The organism is Streptomyces sp. NPDC031064 (assembly GCF_055570965.1).
In genome coordinates this window covers 208,422-224,855 of sequence record NZ_JBVIGF010000011.1, presented here as the reverse complement: position 1 = coordinate 224,855, position 16,434 = coordinate 208,422, and the positions used below count along the sequence as shown (strand labels likewise).

At 71.8% G+C, this 16,434-nt stretch carries 14 protein-coding genes; 12 read left to right on the top strand and 2 right to left on the bottom strand.

Features of this window, described 5'->3' with window-relative positions; translation table 11 throughout:
- Window positions 1-489: 489 nt before the first annotated feature.
- Window positions 490-999 (top strand): replication/maintenance protein RepL, encoded by a 510-nt coding sequence (locus tag ACZ46W_RS32880; protein ID WP_468345586.1) that lies wholly within the window; start codon window positions 490-492, stop codon window positions 997-999.
- A gap of 20 nt (window positions 1,000-1,019) precedes the next feature.
- Window positions 1,020-1,412 carry a helix-turn-helix domain-containing protein gene (locus ACZ46W_RS32875; protein WP_366132293.1) on the top strand — a complete coding sequence of 131 codons (393 nt, stop codon included), beginning with the start codon at window positions 1,020-1,022 and terminating at the stop codon, window positions 1,410-1,412.
- 105 nt (window positions 1,413-1,517) lie between these two features.
- Here ACZ46W_RS32875 and tpg read toward each other — a convergent pair whose 3' ends face one another.
- Entirely contained in the window at window positions 1,518-2,072 is a 555-nt protein-coding gene (tpg, locus tag ACZ46W_RS32870) for a telomere-protecting terminal protein Tpg (protein ID WP_468345584.1), read from the bottom strand.
- A 283-nt stretch (window positions 2,073-2,355) separates the two neighbouring features.
- Here tpg and ACZ46W_RS32865 point away from each other — a divergent pair, with 283 nt between their 5' ends.
- From ACZ46W_RS32865 to ACZ46W_RS32840, 6 genes are all read left to right on the top strand, one after another.
- Complete coding sequence (locus ACZ46W_RS32865; RefSeq protein WP_468345582.1) at window positions 2,356-3,606, top strand: ParA family protein; 1,251 nt, start codon at window positions 2,356-2,358, stop codon at window positions 3,604-3,606.
- Window positions 3,603-4,826 (top strand): ParB/RepB/Spo0J family partition protein, encoded by a 1,224-nt coding sequence (locus ACZ46W_RS32860; protein ID WP_468345580.1) that lies wholly within the window; start codon window positions 3,603-3,605, stop codon window positions 4,824-4,826. Before ACZ46W_RS32865 ends, ACZ46W_RS32860 begins: the two co-directional genes overlap by 4 nt.
- Window positions 4,827-4,982: 156 nt before the next feature.
- On the top strand, window positions 4,983-6,248 hold the full coding sequence (locus ACZ46W_RS32855) for a beta-ketoacyl-[acyl-carrier-protein] synthase family protein (protein ID WP_468345578.1): 1,266 nt from the start codon (window positions 4,983-4,985) through the stop codon (window positions 6,246-6,248).
- Window positions 6,245-7,495 carry a ketosynthase chain-length factor gene (locus ACZ46W_RS32850; RefSeq protein ID WP_468345576.1) on the top strand — a complete coding sequence of 417 codons (1,251 nt, stop codon included), beginning with the start codon at window positions 6,245-6,247 and terminating at the stop codon, window positions 7,493-7,495. The genes ACZ46W_RS32855 and ACZ46W_RS32850 overlap by 4 nt, the downstream gene beginning before the upstream one ends.
- Window positions 7,496-7,771: 276 nt before the next feature.
- Complete coding sequence (locus ACZ46W_RS32845) at window positions 7,772-8,035, top strand: acyl carrier protein (RefSeq protein ID WP_468345574.1); 264 nt, start codon at window positions 7,772-7,774, stop codon at window positions 8,033-8,035.
- 11 nt (window positions 8,036-8,046) lie between these two features.
- The gene (locus ACZ46W_RS32840; protein ID WP_468345572.1) at window positions 8,047-9,684 is read left to right on the top strand and encodes an FAD-binding oxidoreductase; all 1,638 of its coding nucleotides are present in this window, start codon (window positions 8,047-8,049) and stop codon (window positions 9,682-9,684) included.
- A gap of 70 nt (window positions 9,685-9,754) precedes the next feature.
- Here the strand turns inward: ACZ46W_RS32840 and ACZ46W_RS32835 are convergent, their stop codons facing one another.
- Entirely contained in the window at window positions 9,755-10,060 is a 306-nt protein-coding gene (locus tag ACZ46W_RS32835) for an antibiotic biosynthesis monooxygenase family protein (protein WP_468345570.1), read from the bottom strand.
- A 146-nt stretch (window positions 10,061-10,206) separates the two neighbouring features.
- On the opposite strand from ACZ46W_RS32835, the gene ACZ46W_RS32830 reads away from it, so the two are divergent.
- The 4 genes from ACZ46W_RS32830 to ACZ46W_RS32815 are packed head-to-tail and all read left to right on the top strand — an operon-like array spanning window position 10,207 to window position 16,345.
- Window positions 10,207-11,223, top strand: a complete 1,017-nt coding sequence (locus ACZ46W_RS32830; protein WP_468345568.1) for an ATP-binding cassette domain-containing protein — start codon at window positions 10,207-10,209, stop codon at window positions 11,221-11,223.
- Window positions 11,220-12,044, top strand: a complete 825-nt coding sequence (locus ACZ46W_RS32825; protein WP_468345566.1) for an ABC transporter permease — start codon at window positions 11,220-11,222, stop codon at window positions 12,042-12,044. Before ACZ46W_RS32830 ends, ACZ46W_RS32825 begins: the two co-directional genes overlap by 4 nt.
- A 42-nt stretch (window positions 12,045-12,086) precedes the next feature.
- Window positions 12,087-15,041: a DEAD/DEAH box helicase gene (locus ACZ46W_RS32820; RefSeq protein ID WP_468345564.1), complete on the top strand. Its 2,955-nt coding sequence runs from the start codon at window positions 12,087-12,089 to the stop codon at window positions 15,039-15,041.
- Window positions 15,041-16,345, top strand: coding sequence for an SWIM zinc finger family protein (locus tag ACZ46W_RS32815; RefSeq protein ID WP_468345562.1), 1,305 nt, complete (start codon window positions 15,041-15,043; stop codon window positions 16,343-16,345). The genes ACZ46W_RS32820 and ACZ46W_RS32815 overlap by 1 nt, the downstream gene beginning before the upstream one ends.
- Window positions 16,346-16,434 lie beyond the last annotated feature (89 nt).

The following is a 16,434-nucleotide window of genomic DNA, read 5'->3' as shown; positions in this document are numbered from 1 at the left end:
CAGCGGGGTCCAGCAGCCGGCGAAGGCCCCTGGTACCACCGGGTGGTTGGGGCACGTGCCCTGGGGCGGATGGCTGACGGCCGGTGCCCCCTCTGTAGTTAAGAGGGTTCGGCTGAATTGGGGCTCTGAGCTGGGGGTTTACGGAAGTAAATGTCGGTGGCCACCGACATTCGGGGGCTCTGAATGTCGGTGGCCGCCCACATTGGGGGGTGAAAGATGCGTCTGGCCGCATGGTTCGTTCTTAAGTTGCGGATGGGCGCATGTTTCGGTGGTTGAGTTGGGGGCGACTGACGTCGGTGGGGGTCGACGCAAACTTGCGACTGGACGCAAGAGTTCCGGCGCGTACATGCGGATGGACGCAACTTTTGCCGTAAGGTGCTCGGCACCTGTACGCGAAAGGATCATGAGATGGCACCAGCAGCCCAGTCCGCACGACGTCACAGTCGAGCGCCAACACCGGCCGGGCGTCCTGTGCTTCAGCCGGCCGGGGTGGACAACAACGCCGACCTCGCGCGGGTGATCGCGGAGCAGTTCGGCAGTGGCCCGGTGCATGAGGTGAAGGCGGTCGTCTACCGGCGGGCGCCGCACGACTTCCTCGGCGAGGAGGGGTACTCCCTCGTCAGCAACTACTTCTTGCGCAGGGTGCTGCCGTACTGCCTGACACACCACATCATCAGCCCGTTGCAGGGCGCCATCCTGTCGAACATGATCGGCAGGCAGCGGAAGGGGAAGATCCAGACCACCCATGCGGAGATCGCCGAGGACCTCGGCGTACAGCGGACGAGCATCGGCCAGCCGCTGGACCGGCTGTGTGAGATGAACCTGATTCGTAAGCTGAAGCGCAGCACGTACGAGCTGAACCCCCGGGTCGCGTTCAACGGCAACGGCAACGAGCAGGCAGACTTCCTGGCCAGGCTGCGCGCCTTGCAGCTCGCGAGCAATTTCCCCGATGAGCTCGGGGAAGCCTTGACGTTGTTCTCCAGGACCGAAATCGGCTGACAAAGGGACTTGCCATGCTGATGACCACGACAGGACTGATGGGCATGCTCCACAAGCTGGAGCTCACCCCGACCGCCATCAACGTGCTCTCCGTGATGTTCGAGCGATCGGAGCCCGGTGGTGTGGTCGACATGAACCAGGCCGATATCGACGAGGTCCTCGGGGTCGGCCAGGCCTCCATGAGCCGGGCGATGAGCCTCCTCGTCGACCGGGGGCTCGTCTTGCGGTCCGGTAACGGTCGCGGGCACCGGTACGCGCTCAATCCGGCCATCGCGGGCTACTCGTCGGAGGCGGAGATGCAGAAGGAGATGACGCAGCAGCTCGCTACCGGTGGGCCTCCGCCGATCCTGGTGCCGGAGTACCAGAAGCGGCCCCCGAAGGCCGGCTCGGGCGGGTTGCACGCCGTGGCGTAGCCGACAGAACGCAGTAAGGCCCCGGCGGGTTGCCGGGGCCTTCTGCACCTGTACGCAAAAGCGTTCCTTCAGTATGCCGCTGCTTGCGGTGATGGCAAGCGGAACTTAGAAGTCGAGTTCCACATAGTCGATGTCGGTGAACTCGACGAGGAGGCCGTCGGCGCGGCGGCCGCTGTCCTTGAAGTAGATCTCCTGAAGTCCCTCGGCAAGGACAGCCTGGAGCTCGGCGTCGGTGGCGCCGGCGGCTTGCGCTTCGAAGAGGCGGGCGGCGTACTCGGGGGGCAGGTGCTGGGTGATCAGGCGGATGCGGCCGTCGTCGGTGGTGCCCGGGGCGGCGGTGAAGCCGAAGCGGGCCCGGGTCTCGACGACGATGCCGGTGGTGGTGGCCGCCTGCTTCTTGGCCCGTTCCCGTACACGGGGCTGCCAGCGCTTGCGGACCTCGCGGGCGAGGCGGGTGGCCAGCTCGGGACGGGGCGTTTTGATCTGGTCCTTCACGTAACGCTCGACCGTGCGCTGGGAGATGCCGAGGAGGTCGGCCACCGCCCTGGTGCTCTTCAACTGCTTGACCAGGAAGCGCATCTGCGCGGGGGCCCCTTTGGGGATGGGGCGCGTGGCCGTCTTCGCCTCGGCCTTTTCCAGGCCGTCGCCGACGATGCCCATCCAGTGTCCCTCCGTGCGTGTCTCACCCGGACCCTATCGCGGGGTGGTGGGGAGGGAGGGAGAGCAGGGTGGGTGAGTGGTGGGGGTTGGGTGGGTGGGGGTTGGGTGAGGGTGGGTGAGTCGGTGGGGGTGGGTGGGTGAGTGGGTGGGGGTGTGAGTGGGGGTGGGTGAGTGGGGGGTGTGGGTGGGTTATCACGGCGTGATAGGCCAGGCGGGTTTCTGTGTCACCTAACTAACGTGTCGAGCACTCAGATGATCTCCGACGTTAGTACAGTGACTCTCTATGACGTCACCAGACACCAGGAACGACCGGGAGAAGGTCGTCTCCAAGCTGCCTTCCCGGCTCCGTCAGGAGCTGAAAGTCCGTGCCGCGCAGTTCGGCATCGACATCCAGGACGCCGTGGACGCCGGCATCACCACCTGGCGCGGCCTCGGTTCCAACCTCTCCCCCATCGACACCTCCGGCGCCGAGTCCTTCGCCACCTTCCTCCCTCCCGAGCAGTGGGCAGGGTTCCGCGTCGACTGCAAGGACCGGGGGGTGTCCCTCATCCAGGGCCTCGCCCAGTCCGTTCAGGTGTGGCTCGACAGCAACCCCTCCCCCGCCGTCAAGCGGCCGGCGATCACCCGCCGTATCGTCGTCTGCAACCAGAAGGGCGGGGTCGGCAAGACCGCCATCACGGCAGGGGCCGGTGAAGCCCTCGCCGAGGACCCGGCCGTGCTCGTACCGGTGCGGGTGTCCAAGCACTTCGCCGCACTTCTGGAGGAAGACGGCGGGGCGGGTAACGATCCGCTGGCCCTGGAAGACCTTCCTGGGCTCGGCCAGCGTGTCCTGCTCGTCGACTTCGACCCCCAGGGGCACCTCACCAAGCAGCTCGGCCACGAGCCGCTGCCCATGGGCGGCGACTCGCTGACCAACCACATGGCCGGTGACGGGAAGGGGGAGTTGCGAGACGTCATCGTCGCCATCGACGAGGACCGCTTCGGGGGACGGCTGCACCTGCTGCCGGCGTGCACGGACGCGTTCCTGCTCGATGTACGGCTGGCTTCCGTCCGCGCCCGTGAGGCGGCTCTGGAGCGTGCGCTCGCTCCCCTTGAGGCCGACTACGACGTCGTCCTCGTCGACTGCCCGCCCAGCCTCGGCCTGAGCATGGACGCCGCCTCGTACTACGGGCGCAGGCGGCCGGAGGAGGTCGCGGGCAACTCCGGTGTTCTGATCGTGGTGCAGGCCGAGGACAGCAGCGCCGACGCCTACGATCTGCTCACCTCGCAGATCGAGGACATGCGCAGCGACCTCGCACTGGACTTGGACTACCTCGGCATCGTCGTCAACCACTACGACGCGCGGCGCGGGTACATCGCGACGTCGTCGTTGCAGTCCTGGATGGACATAAAGGATCCCCGTGTCGTCGGCGTCATCGGCGACCTCAAGGAACAGAAGGAAGCCGTGCGGGTGAAGCGTCCGCTCCTCGCCTATGCCCCCCGCTGCGAGCAGTCCGTCGCCTTGCGCGCCCTCGCCAGGGAGATCAGCAAGTGAGCAAAGCGAAGAACCTCGGGCCCGGCGCCTCCTTCGGGCAGGCCCGTCCCGTCAGTGCCCGCCGCGCCGCGATCGGGGCCGCCACCGCGGCCCCCACCGTCGGCGTCCCCGATCCGACGGAGCTGCCCGTCGGCCTCATCAGCCAGAACCCGGACAACCCCCGCGAGGAACTCCGGGACCTCGAAGGGCTCGCGGAGAGCATCCGCGAGATCGGGCTCATCAACGCGATCACCGTCGCGACCGTCGACGCCTATCTGAGCGAGCGGCCCGAGCGTGCCTCCGAGATCGAGGAGGGGGCCCGGTACATCGTCGTCGACGGACACCGCCGGCTCGCGGCCGCCCGGCTCGCCGAGGCGCGGACCATCAAGGTCAGCGTCGACAACGACCTCGTCTCGACGGACGAGTCCCTGCTGGAAGCGGCGTTCGTCGCCAACGTCCACCGCGACGACATGAACCCGCTCGAGCAGGCCCACGCGTTGCGCAAGCTCGTCGAGTTCTACGGGTCGCAGAACAAGGCCGCCAAGAGGCTGGGCATCGCCCAGTCCACCATCTCGTCGAAGCTGTCCATCCTCGACCTCGACCCGCAGTTGCAGGCCGACCTCGTGGCCGGCCACCGCAAGATCGAGCACGTGCGCAATCTGTCCAAGCTCTCCCCCGCCGAGCAGGTACGGGAGGCCGACGCGCGTGCCGCCGCCGCGAGTGAGCGCAAGCGGGGTGGGGGAGCGGAGCTATCACGCCGTGATAACCCCGAGGGGACGTCCGGCCAGTCCGGCCAGGGAGACGACCTATCACGGCGTGATAACCCGGAGACTGGGGATGGGCTATCACGGCGTGATAACCCCGGCGTGGGGGATGGGCTCTCAGGGCGTGATGGCTCCGAGGGGGGTGGTCACCTATCACGGCGTGATAGCCCCGGCATGGGGGATGGGCTCTCAGGGCGTGATGGCTCCGAGGGGGGCGGCCACCTATCACGGCGTGATAACCCCGGGGTCGCCTCTGAGGTATCACGGCGTGATAACCCGAGCACCGTGGACGACGTGCCCGCGCCCCGTGAGGCGCCCAGTCCGCCCAAGCTCGCCGGGATCAAGATGCCCTGGCACGACGGGGACAAGGTCGCCGATCTCGTTATGGAGAAGATGCTGCCCCAGGAGCGGGAGAAGCTGCTGCGGCGGCTGCTCTCGGCGCGGGAGGCCGTGCGGTCGGCCTCCTCGATGTCCTGACCGTGGGTTCCACAGCGGATCGCCCCGCACAGGTTGCCTGTGCGGGGCGATCCGCTGTGGGAGGCATGTTCAAGCCATTCTCCAGGTCCATCGGCGACGCTCGGACGGTAGCTGAGGTGGTCGTGACACCTGGAGGACAACTGTGAGGGACAGCCGATGAGACGGGTTGTGATCACCGGTATCGGAGTGGTCGCCCCGGGCGGGGTGGGTACCAAGGAGTTCTGGTCGGTGCTCACCGCAGGCCGCACGGCGACCCGAGGCATCACCCTGTTCGACCCGGCCCAGTTCCGTTCGCGTATCGCCGCCGAGGTGGACTTCGATCCCGAGGCGCACGGGTTCAGCCGGGCCGAGGCCGCGCGGCTTGACCGGGCGGCGCAGTTCGCGGTGGTCAGTGCGCGGGAGGCGCTGGCGGACAGCGGGCTGGACGGGGAGCTCGACCCGTTGCGTACGGGGGTCACGCTCGGCAGCGCCGTCGGCTGCACCACCGGGCTGGACGTGGAGTACGCGGCGGTCAGCGAGAACGGTGCGCACTGGCTCGTCGACCACACGAGGGCCGTCGGCCATCTCTTCGACTACTTCGTGCCCAGCTCGCTGGCGGCCGAGGTCGCCCACACCGTCGGGGCGCAGGGGCCGGTGTCGCTGGTCTCGACGGGCTGCACCTCGGGCCTGGACTCCGTCGGGCACGCGGTGGAGCTGATCCGCGAGGGCAGCGCCGACGTCATGGTCACCGGTGCCACGGAGGCGCCGATCTCCCCCATCACCGTCGCCTGCTTCGACGCCATCAAGGCCACCAGCCCCCGTAACGACGAGCCGGAGACGGCCTCGCGGCCCTTCGACCGGACGCGCAACGGCTTCGTGCTCGGTGAGGGTTCGGCCGTCCTGGTCATCGAGGAGCTGGAGCACGCCCGCAGGCGCGGTGCGCATGTGTACGCCGAGATCGCCGGCTTCGCCAGCCGCAGCAACGCGTATCACATGACCGGTCTGCGGTCGGACGGGACGGAGATGGCCGAGGCCATCACCGCCGCCCTGGACGAGGCCCGGCTCAACCCCGGCGACGTCGACTACATCAACGCCCACGGCTCGGGCACCAAGCAGAACGACCGGCACGAGACGACCGCGTTCAAGCGCAGCCTGGGCGCCCGCGCCCACGAGGTGCCCGTCAGCTCCATCAAGTCGATGATCGGGCACTCGCTCGGCGCCATCGGCTCCCTGGAGGTGGCGGCCAGCGCCCTGGCCATCGAGCACAACACGGTGCCGCCCACGGCCAACCTCCACGAACCCGACCCCGCTTGCGACCTGGACTACACCCCGCTCGTCGCCCGTGAGCAGGTGACCGACACGGTCCTCACCGTGGGCAGCGGCTTCGGCGGTTTCCAGAGCGCCATGGTCCTGACCCGCCCGCACCTGGGAGTGAGCGCATGACGACCACTACGTCCCCCGCGCCGGTCCGTACCGGCGTCGCCGTGGTCACCGGTATCGGTGTCGCCGCCCCCAACGGGCTCGGTGCCGAGGCCTGGTGGGCGGCGGTGCTGCGCGGTGAGAGCGGCATCCGGGCCCTCACCCGGTTCGACGCCTCCGGCTACCCGGCGCGGCTGGCGGGCGAGGTGCCCGGCTTCGTCGCCGAGGACCACGTGCCGAGCCGGCTGCTGTCCCAGACCGACCAGGTGACCCGGCTGTCGCTGGTGGCCGCCAAGGAGGCGCTGGACGACGCGGGTGTCGACCCGGCCGAGCTGCCCGAGTACGCGGCGGGTGTGGTCACCGCGTCTTCCGCGGGCGGCTTCGAGTTCGGGCAGCGCGAGTTGCAGGCCCTGTGGAGCAAGGGCAGCCAGCACGTCAGCGCGTACCAGTCCTTCGCCTGGTTCTACGCGGTGAACACCGGCCAGATCTCCATCCGGCACGGGCTGCGCGGGGCCAGCGGTGTGCTGGTGACCGAGCAGGCGGGCGGGCTCGACGCCGTCGGGCAGGCCCGCCGCCAGCTCCGCAAGGGCTCCTCGCTCGTGATCACCGGCGCGGTCGACTCCGCGCTGTGCCCGTGGGGGTGGACCGCGCACCTCGCGGAGGGGCGCATCAGCCTCAGCGACGACCCCGGCCGCGCCTTCCTGCCGTTCTCCGCCGACGCCAACGGGTACGTGCCCGGCGAGGGCGGTGCCCTGCTGGTGCTGGAGGACGCGGGTGCCGCGCGCGCCCGGGACGCCAAGGTGTACGGGACGGTCGCCGGGTACGCGTCCACCTTCGACCCGGCCCCGGCGAGCGGGGGAGGGTCACGGCTCGGCGCCGCCGCCGAGCTCGCCCTGGCCGACGCCGGGGTACGCCCCGACCAGGTCGACGTGGTCTTCGCCGACGCCGCCGGTGAACGGGCGGCGGACCGCGAGGAGGCGCGGGTGCTGGCCGAGCTGTTCGGGGAGCGCGGCGTACCGGTGACCGCGCCCAAGACCATGACCGGCCGCCTCGCCGCCGGCGGCTCCTCGCTGGACCTGGCGGCGGCCCTGTTCTCGGTGCGGGACCAGGTGGTCCCGCCCACCACCGGCACCGTGCGCCCGGCGGACGACTGCCCCCTGGACCTGGTGACCGGTGCGCCGCGCCGTGACGTCGAGGTGCGGACCGCGCTGGTGCTGGCGCGTGGGCGGGGCGGTTTCAACTCCGCCGCGGTGGTCCGCGCAGCCGCCTGAGCACACGGCCGGGTTATCACGCCGTGATAACCCGGCGCCGGCGCTCGGGTCGGCCGCCTCATCGCACGGTCCGGTTATCACGGCGTGATAGCCCCCGGGCCGACCGTCCGGGGCGGCGGGTTATCACGGCGTGATAGCCCCCGGCCTGCCGTCCCCGCGCCTCCGGGCTATCACGGCGTGATAGCCCCCGGCCCCTCCGTACCGCACCGCCCGGTTATCACGGCGTGATAACCCCGACGGCCGTAGAGAAGTCCGTACCGAAGAAAGAGGTATGCCGTGAACCGGCTGGAACTCACCGATCTGACCGCCCTGTTGCGCGACTGCGCCGGCCAGGACGAGGGCGTGGACCTGGACGGGGACATCCTGGACGTCCCGTTCGTCGACCTCGGTTATGACTCGCTGGCGGTGCTCCAGACCACCGGGCGCATCGAGCGGGACTTCGACCTGGTCCTGGACGAGGAGGCCATCGACGAGGCCGACACCCCGCGTGCGTACCTGGAACTGGTCAACCGGGCGCTGTCCGAGCGCGCCGCCGTCTGAGCGGGGGAGTGATGACTGCTCCGAACCGCAGGCGGTTCGTCGCCGGGACCGTCGCCGCTGCGGCGGCCGCCGGTGTCGCCGGGACCGCCGCCGGAAGCGCCGTCGCGAACGCCACGGCGCCCACGGCCACGACGGCCGGGCCGGGCCCGGTCGTGGTCGGCCCGTCGGACCCCCGCTACGAGGACCTCGCCGTGCGCGGCACCAACAAGAGGTTCTCCGCGCGTCCGGAGTCCTTCTGTCTGGCGACCACGACCGAGCAGGTGGTGCGTGCCGTGCGGGAGGCCGTCCGGGACGGCAAGCGCATCGCGGTGCGCAGCGGCGGGCACTGTTACGAGAACTTCGTGGGTGACGCGTCCGTCCGGCAGGTCATCGACCTCGCCGGGATGGACACCGTGCGCTGGGACGCGGCGCGCGGGGCGTTCGAGGTGGGCGCGGGTGCCCGGCTGGCGGACGTCTACCGGACGCTGTACTACGGCTGGGGCGTGACCATTCCGGGCGGCGCCAGTGCGAGCGTCGCCGCGGGCGGCCATGTGCAGGGTGGCGGTTACGGTGCCCTCTCCCGGCGCCACGGCATCTCCAGCGACCACCTCCACGCGGTCGAGGTGGTCGTCGTGGACGCCTCCGGGCGAGCCCGTGCGGTCATCGCCACCCGGGACGCCCGCGATCCGAACCGGGAGCTGTGGTGGGCCCACACCGGTGCGGGCGGCGGCAACTTCGGTGTCGTCACGCGCTACTGGTTCCGTTCCCCGTCCGCCCGGGGCGGTGACCCGGCCACGGCGCTGCCGCGCCCGCCGGGCAGCGTGCTCGCCGCCAGTGTGATGTTCCCGCGCGAGGGCATGACCAAGGCCGCGTTCCGCACCCTGGTCGGCAACCACGGGCGCTGGCACGAGCGCAACAGCGGCCCGCGCTCCCCGTACACCGGGCTGTTCAGCGGGCTGGTCCTGCTGGGCCGCCAGGCGCAGAACGACCAGGGCCTGAGCGCCATCGCGTTCACGCACCTGGACGCGACGCTGCCCAACGCGGAGGCGCTGCTGAAGGACCACCTCGACGCCATCGGCGCCGGGGTGGGCGTCGAGGCGTACACCGCGCCGACGGAGACGTTGCCGTGGATGAAGTCGGTGGAGGCGCTGGCCACCGCGCAGGACGCGGAGACCGGCCGCCAGAAGATCAAGTCGTCGTACCTGCGGCGGTCGTTCACCGACGAGCAGATCGACGTGCTGTACGACTTCCTGGGCAGCACCGAGCACAGCAACGACACCAGCTCGGTGTCGATCCAGTCGTACGGCGGGAAGGTCAACACCGTCCATCCGGCGGCGACGGCGTCCGCGCAGCGCGACTCGGTGATGAAGGCGCTGTTCATGAACACCTGGCAGAACCCGGAGCACGACGCGGCGAACGTGGACTGGCTGCGCCGGCTGTACGCGGGTGTCTACCGGGACACCGGCGGCGTGCCGGCGCCGGGGGAGCGCAGCGACGGCTGCTTCATCAACTTCCCCGACATCGACATGGCCGACCCGAAGTGGAACACCTCCGGGGTGCCCTGGCACACGCTGTACTACGGGGCCAACTACCGGCGGCTTCAGGCGGTCAAGGCCGTGTGGGACCCGAGGAACGTCTTCCACCACCCGCTGTCGGTGAAGGCGCGCTGAGACCCCGTACACACAAGAGCGGGCGGCCCCCTGTGCGGAGGGGCCGCCCGCTCTCGTGTGCGGTGGGCGCTCAGTCGTTCCCGGTGGTGGCCGTGCGTTCCATCACCGACGCGTACAGGTTCGGCTCGCTGGTGCTCAGCGTGCGCAGGGCGGCGGCGTGCGGGGCGAAGTCGGGGTGGGTGACGGCCGCGCGGAAGGACTCGGCGTCCGCCCACTCGGCGACGTTGACGTAACTGCCGGGCTGCTCGGTGTGGCGCAGCAGCCGGTGGCTGAGGAAACCGGGACGGTCGCGGAAGAAGGCCGAGGTGTCGTCGAAGAGCCGCTCGAACTCCTCGGCGGGGCCAGTGACCGTGAAGCGGTTGATGAAGGTGACCACGTGCTCCTCCGGGCCGGTGGGCGTGCTTGGACGTCCCGACGGTTCCGTCCGTGGGTCGAGCGGGACTCGAAGGCGGGCCGAGCGGCGGCCCCCACACTGCTCAGCACACGTCATCCACTGTCATCCACCCCTGGGGAAGGACATCCATGGGATCCGAATACGCGATCCTCGCCGAGAACCTGTGCAAGCGGTACGGCGAAGCCCCGGCCCTGAACGGGTTCGGCCTGCGGGTGCCGGAGGGCACCGTCCACGGGCTGCTCGGGCACAACGGTGCCGGCAAGACCACCGCGGTACGCATCCTGTCCACGCTGGCCAGGCTGGACGAGGGCCGCGCCGAGGTCGCGGGCTTCGACGTCGTCCGCGACAGCGCGAAGGTGCGGGCCCGGATCGGGCTGCTCGGGCAGTACGCGGCGGTCGACGAGGTGCTCAGCGGCCGGCAGAACCTGGTGATGTTCGGCCGGCTGTACCACCTGGGGAAGCGGGCGGCGGGGGAGCGCGCGGACGCGCTGCTGGAGCAGTTCGGGCTCGCCGACACCGGCACCAAGCAGGTCAAGGACTACTCGGGCGGTATGCGGCGGCGCCTGGACCTCGCGGCCAGCCTGATCCTCGCGCCGCGGGTGCTCTTCCTCGACGAGCCGACGACCGGGCTGGACCCGCGCAGCCGCAACGAGGTGTGGGCGGCGGTGCGTTCACTCGTCGACGACGGCACCACGGTGCTGCTGACCACGCAGTACCTGGATGAGGCGGACCAGCTCGCCGACCGGATCTCGGTCATCGCGTCGCCGGGCGGCGCGGGCGGGCGGGTGATCGCCGAGGGTACGCCCGACGAGCTGAAGTCGGCGATCGGGGGCGACCGGATCGACGTCACGGTCCGCAACGCCGGTGACCTGGCGGCCGCGGCCGAGGTGCTGGCGCGGATCACCGGCCGGGACACCGACACCGACACCGAGAACCGGCGCGTGGGCGCCCCGGTCCAGGACCGGGTGATCGCGCTGACCGAGACGGTGCGCGCACTCGGTGACGCGGGGGTGGTGGCCGAGGACATCGCGCTGCGCCGGCCGACCCTGGACGAGGTGTTCCTGCACCTGACCGGTACGGAGAAGAACGCTGATGCGGGCGCTGACGCCGTCCGCGACGAGGAGAAGGAAGAGGTGACGGTGTGACCACCGCAGCCCCGCAGCCCACGGCCGGGACAGGTGGTCCCCGCTGGGCCCTGTCCGACTCCTGGGTCCTGACCGGCCGTTCCCTGGCCCACTGGGCCCGTAATCCCGCCCCGGTCGTCATCGGCCTGCTCTTCCCGATCATGATGGTGCTGATGTTCGGGTACCTGTTCGGCGGCGCGATGCAGGTGCCCGGCGGGGGCAACTACCGCGAGTTCCTGGTGCCCGGCATGTTCGCCATGACGATGGTCTTCGGCATCGAGGTGACGATGCTGGCCGTGATCAGCGACGCGGCCAAGGGTGTCACCGACCGGTTCCGCGCGATGCCCACGTCCTCCGGGGCGGTGGTGACCGGGCGCAGCATCGCCGACATGCTCAACTCGGTCCTCGGCCTGACCGTGATGATCCTGTGCGGCCTGGCGGTCGGCTGGCGGGCCGACAACGGGGTGGGCCAGGCACTCGCGGCCGTCGGCCTGCTCCTGCTGCTGCGCTTCGCGCTGCTGTGGGTGGGCATCTACCTGGGTCTCGTCTTCACGGACACGGCCGCCGTGACCGCCGTGCAGACCCTGGTGTGGCCGCTCGGGTTCCTGTCGAACGCGTTCGTCTCGCCGGACACCATGCCGGGCTGGCTCGCCGCGGTCTCCGAGTGGAATCCGCTGTCGGCGACGGTGACGGCGGCTCGGAAGCTGTTCGGCAACCCCGGGTGGGACACCGGGACATGGGCGACGGATCAGGCCATAGTCATGGCCGTTGTGTGGCCGTTGATCATTTTTGCGATCTTCTTCCCGCTGTCCGTGCGACGCTACCAGCGGCTCGGCCGCTGAAAACCGGCCACGCCGGACGGACGGAGAGGAATCCAGAGGGACATGGCAGTGATGACGGGCGTGCGTGCCGGTGAGCTCACGCGGTGCGCGGTGCTGTTCGAGGCGGCCGACCCGCCCCGCGCCGGCAGGGTGGTGTTCTGGGACGCGCAGGGCGGCCCGCCGCCGGTGGGCCGGGACGGGGGCGGGGAGGCCGGCGAGGCGGACGTCGTCACCGTCGAGGACGGGGCGCCCGTGACGCGCACCGTTCCGGTCGTGCGCCTGTCGGTCGCCGACGCCCTGCCGGTGCTGGCCCGCGCGGCCAGGCCGGGGGAGACGGCGGAGGCGGGCGCGCAGCCCGGGGCAGGCCTGGAGGCGGGCGCGCAGCCCGGGGCAGGCGCGGAGGCGGGCGCGCAGCCCGGGGCAGGCCTGGAGGCGGGCGCGGAGGCGGGCGCCGGGGTGCATCCGGCCGCCGCCTTCTGGGGCCGGGCGGCCGCGATCGCCCTGCACCTGGCGGCCCGGGAGCGGCTGCTGCCGGGCGTCACCCCGGGTGGCTACGACGCCTGGCGCACCGGCCCGCTGGACCTGGACGACGTGCGACGCGTACGGGAACTGGCGGCCGCCGCGCCGCCCGAGGCGTACGCCGCCGCCCTGCCGGGCACGGGCGGCGCGCACGTGCGCCTGGCCGAACCGGAAGGTCTGGTACGGGCGTTCCTGGACGCCGTCGCCGACACGCTGCCGCGCACCCCGGCGGCTCACGCGGCGACCGGCCGGGCGGCGTTCGCGGCCGTGGAGCCGCAGCACGTGCCGCAACTGCGGGCGTGGGCCGAGGAGATCTCGGCGGGGCTCGACTCCGGGGTACGGGTCTCGCTGCGGATCGAGCTCGCGGACGGCGGGGGAGCGGAACCGCCCGCCCTGCGGCTCGTGCCGCGCGCCCACAGCCTCGCCGACCCGACCCTCGCGCTCGACGCGGGCGAGCTGTTCGAGAGCGCCGACCACGCGCTGGGCCCGCGCGCCCAGGCCGACACCGTGCTCGCCGTGCGCCGCGCCGCGGGCGTGTGGTCACCGCTGGAGCGGCTGCTGCCCGTACCGCGCGCCATGGACCTGTCCGACCGGGACGTCACCGACCTGCTGGGCGACGGGGCCGGCCGACTGCGCGCCCACGGCATCGACGTCCTGTGGCCCGAGGACGCCCACCGGTCGCTGACCGCCCGCGCCGTCGTCGGCGCCGACCTGCCACCACCCACCGACCTGCGCTCCTTCTTCGGCGGCGACGGCACGGTCGACCTGCGCTGGCAGCTCGACCTCGACGGCGACCCGCTCACCGACGAGGAGATGGCGGCCGTCGGCACGGGCCGGCCCGTCGTGCGGCTGCGAGGGAAGTGGACCCTCGTCGGCGCGGACCTCGCCCGCAAGGCGCGCGAGCGGGAGGTGGGTTCCCTCACCGCGATCGAGGCCCTCGCCGTCGCCCTGAGCGGGTACGCGCGGATAGGCACCGAGCAGGTGCCGGTCGCGCCCACCGCCTGGCTGCTGGCGCTGCGCGCCCGGCTGTCCGACCCGGACGGCGGCAGCGAACCCGTCCAGCAGCCCGCCGCGCTCACCGCCACCCTCCGCGACTACCAGCTCCGCGGCCTGCGCTGGCTGGACCGGATGACCTCGCTGGGCCTGGGCGGCTGCCTCGCCGACGACATGGGCCTGGGCAAGACCCTCCAGCTCATCTCGCTGCACCTGCTGCGCCAGGAGCACGAGGACAGCGCCGGCCCGACGCTCGTCGTCTGCCCGGCCTCGCTGCTGGGCAACTGGCAGCGGGAGGTGGGCCGGTTCGCGCCCGGCACCGCCGTGCGCCGCTTCCACGGCACCGGGCGCACCCTGGACGGCGCCGACGACGGGTTCGTCCTGACGACGTACGGCACCATGCGGCTGGATGCCGAGCGGCTGGCCGGGCACCGCTGGAGCATGGTCGTCGCCGACGAGGCCCAGCACGTCAAGAACCCCCACTCGGGCACCGCGAAGGCGCTGCGGCTCATCCCCGCCGACGCGAAGGTCGCGCTCACCGGCACGCCCGTGGAGAACAGCCTCTCCGAGCTGTGGGCCGTCCTCGACTGGACGACGCCCGGACTGCTGGGCGGGTACGGCGAGTTCCGCCGGCGCTGGATGGCGCCGATCGAGGCCGAGCGTGCCGAGGGGGCGGGGGAGCGGGCCACGGCCCAGCGCCTGGCCGGTCTCGTACGCCCGTTCCTGCTGCGCCGCCGCAAGTCCGACCCGGGCATCGCCCCGGAGCTGCCGCCCAAGACCGAGACGGACCGCCCGGTCTCGCTCAGCGCCGAACAGTCGGCCCTGTACCGCACGCAGGTACGGGAGGTGATGGCGCAGATCCGCGGCAGTGAGGGCATCGCGCGCAGTGGTCTGGTCCTGAAGCTGCTCACCGGGCTGAAGCAGATCTGCAACCACCCCGCCCAGTTCCTCAAGGAGGAGGACGCGGCCCCCCTCACCGGGCGCTCCGGGAAGCTGGAGCTGCTCGACGAACTCCTCGACACGATCACCGCCGAGGGCGGCGCCGCGCTCGTGTTCACCCAGTACGTCGCCATGGCGAAACTGCTGGAGCGGCACCTGGCGCAGCGGGGCGTACCCGCGCAGCTCCTGCACGGCGGCACGCCCGTGCCGAAGCGCGAGGAGCTGGTGCAGCGCTTCCAGGACGGCGAAGTGCCGGTGTTCCTGCTGTCGTTGAAGGCGGCGGGCACCGGGCTGAACCTCACCCGGGCCGATCACGTCGTGCACTACGACCGCTGGTGGAACCCGGCGGTGGAGGCCCAGGCCACGGACCGTGCGTACCGTATCGGCCAGACCAAGCCGGTCCAGGTCCACCGGCTGATCGCCGAGGGCACCGTCGAGGACCGGATCGCCGCGCTGCTGGAGTCCAAGAAGGAGCTGGCGGACGCGGTGCTGGGCACGGGCGAGCAGGCGTTGACGGAGCTGACGAACGACGAGCTGGCCAACCTGGTCGAGCTGAGGAGCGAGTGATGGGCGAGGCACAGGAGAGCGGTGCACGGGGCTTTCCCGCCTTCGCGGCGCGCAAGGGCGGGCGCGCCCGCGGCCAGTCGTTCTGGGCGAAGGCGTGGACCGAGGCCGTGGAGGACACCTGGCCGGAGGAGGAGTCCCTGAAGAAGGGCCGGGCCTTCGCGCGCACCGGGCGGATCGGCCCGATCACCGTCAGCCCGGGGCGGATCTCGGCGGAGGTGTACGGGGGCGAGGCCGCGTACACGACCGTGGTCACGCTCGCGGAGCTGGACGCGGGGGAGTGGGAGGTGCTCTGGGAGAAGGCCGCCGAACGGCCGGCCGTGACGGAGGAACTCCTCGCGGGTGAGCTGCCCGAGGACCTCCTGGAGGCGGTGGAGGACGCCCGGGTGCGGATGCTGCCCGGCTACGGCGACCTGGACGCGGACTGCGACTGCGACGCCCTGGAGCACCCGTGCCCGCACGCCACGGCGCTGTGCTACCAGGTGTCGTGGCTGCTGGAGACGGAGCCGTGGCTGCTGCCGCTGGTGCGGGGCAGGGACGCCGAGGAGGCCGTGGAGGAGCTCAAGTCGGAGCTGCTGCTGCGGGCGATGACGGGCTTCGACGAGGACGAGGAAGACGAGGAGGGCGGGGAAGAGGACGCGGAGGGGTACGAGGGCGAGGGCGGCGAGCAGGAGGAGGCCGGTCCGCCGCCGGGCCTCGACCCGGTCGCGGCGTGGGCCCGTGGCTCGTCCCCGCTGCCCGCCCCGCCGTCGCTGCCCGCCGCGCCGGCCCGCACCGACGAGCCGGTCACCGGCATCGAGGCCGACCCGCTGGAGCAGTTGGTCGCCGACGCGGCCGTGCGGGCGCGCGGACTGCTCGCGTACGCCCTCGGGCTGACCGCCGAGCCCGCGCCGCCGCTGGACCTGTGGCAGGACACCGTGCGGATCGCCGCCACGCACCCGGACCCGAGGGTGCCGGCGCGGCTGCGCGAGAGCTGCGGCAGGCCGCCGGAGGAGCTGGACCGCGCGGCCGCCGCCTGGCGCACCGGCGGGGCGGCCGCGCTGGAGGTGCTGGAGCGCACCTGGTCGCCGTCCGCCCAGGAGACCGCCCGGGCCCGGGCGGCGCTGTCGGCGGGCTGGGAGGCGGACGAGCTGCCGGAGCTGGAAGTCCGGGACAACCACTGGACCCTCGCCGGACAGGGCATCCAACTGCGCCTGGGCCGCGACGGGCGGTGGTACCCCTACCGCCAGGAGTCCGGCGCGTGGTGGCCCGCCGGGGCGCCGCACAGCGACCCGGCGGACGTGCTCGTGGAGTTGACCGCCGGCTGATCGCCGCACGAGTCCTACGGCCCGAGGGGGCCGCGCCACCAGGCCGGTGACGCGGCCCCCTCGGGCGTGTGCGGGGGCGCGTGCTACGG

Coding starts and splice junctions, on each gene's coding strand:
- ACZ46W_RS32875 (WP_366132293.1), top strand. CDS start 1,020: ATGACCACGACAGGACTGATGGGCATGCTCCACAAGCTGGAGCTCACC.
- tpg (WP_468345584.1), bottom strand. CDS start 2,072: ATGGGCATCGTCGGCGACGGCCTGGAAAAGGCCGAGGCGAAGACGGCC.
- ACZ46W_RS32865 (WP_468345582.1), top strand. CDS start 2,356: ATGACGTCACCAGACACCAGGAACGACCGGGAGAAGGTCGTCTCCAAG.
- ACZ46W_RS32855 (WP_468345578.1), top strand. CDS start 4,983: ATGAGACGGGTTGTGATCACCGGTATCGGAGTGGTCGCCCCGGGCGGG.
- ACZ46W_RS32850 (WP_468345576.1), top strand. CDS start 6,245: ATGACGACCACTACGTCCCCCGCGCCGGTCCGTACCGGCGTCGCCGTG.
- ACZ46W_RS32840 (WP_468345572.1), top strand. CDS start 8,047: ATGACTGCTCCGAACCGCAGGCGGTTCGTCGCCGGGACCGTCGCCGCT.
- ACZ46W_RS32830 (WP_468345568.1), top strand. CDS start 10,207: ATGGGATCCGAATACGCGATCCTCGCCGAGAACCTGTGCAAGCGGTAC.
- ACZ46W_RS32820 (WP_468345564.1), top strand. CDS start 12,087: ATGGCAGTGATGACGGGCGTGCGTGCCGGTGAGCTCACGCGGTGCGCG.
- ACZ46W_RS32815 (WP_468345562.1), top strand. CDS start 15,041: ATGGGCGAGGCACAGGAGAGCGGTGCACGGGGCTTTCCCGCCTTCGCG.